Source organism: Stappia sp. TSB10P1A (assembly GCF_900185725.1).
Classification (GTDB): Bacteria; Pseudomonadota; Alphaproteobacteria; order Rhizobiales; family Stappiaceae; genus Stappia.
On the sequence record NZ_FYAU01000064.1, the window covers coordinates 1 to 984 of the forward strand.

General features: G+C 61.3%; 1 protein-coding gene. It reads left to right on the plus strand.

Translation table 11 applies throughout. From position 1 onward, the window contains the following. A partial coding sequence (locus TSB10P1A_RS23500; protein WP_256376715.1) for a flagellin occupies nucleotides 1-617 on the plus strand: 617 nt, incomplete at its 5' end. Nucleotides 618-984: the final 367 nt, after the last annotated feature.

The window sequence follows — 984 nt, forward strand, 5'->3', positions numbered from 1 at the left end:
ACTACACGGATCCGGGCGAGACCCAGGTGACCTTCACCAATGGCGCCAGCGCCGGTGATGCCGACAGCTTCTCGATCACCACCCAGGCCAATCCGGCGTCGAACTCGACCACCCGCCAGAAGCTGGTATCGCAGTTCAACGGCATCCTCGGTGAGATCGACAAGCTCGCGCAGGACACCTCGTTCAACGGCATCAACCTGATCAACTCCTCGTCCGCGAAGCTCACCGTCGCCTTCAACGAGAAGCGCGATGCCGCCAGCAAGTCGGAGCTGATCATCCAGGGCGAGGATCTGACCTCCTCGGGCCTCAACCTCACCAAGACGACCAGCCTCAACGACACCGAGGCCAACAACGCCCTCGACGAGCTCTCCAAGGCGCTGATCACCCTGCGTGAGGCCGGATCCAAGTTCGGCTCCAGCCTGTCCACGGTGCAGATCCGCAAGGACTACACCAAGGCCTCGATCAACACCCTGCAGACCGGTGCCGACAACCTGGTGCTGGCCGACACCAACGAGGAAGGCGCCAACCTCCTCGCCCTGCAGACCCGCCAGCAGTTGTCCACCACGGCGCTGTCGCTGTCCTCGCAGGCCGACCAGGCCGTGCTGCGTCTCTTCTAAGAACGCAGCTCGCCGAAAGGCGCAAAACGCTCTCGAAGGGCGGCGGGTTTCGACCCGCCGCCCTTTCCTTTTGGGTTTCTTTCAAATTTCTAAAGCGCCGGTCGCGATTTGCGACATGGTTAACCTGTCGTTAGGAATTTCAGCTCAATTATTAACGCGTTCTCAGAATGAGATGCGCCCGGGACAAGGGCGGCGCGAAAGGATTTCCGAATGTCCGACATCACTCTCTCCGCCGGTGTACGCCAGAACCTGCTGACGCTGCAGAGCACCGCCGACATGATGGCCACCACCCAGAACCGCCTTGCCACCGGCAAGAAGGTCAACTCGGCCCTCGACAACCCGACCAACTTCTTCACCTCGCAGTCGC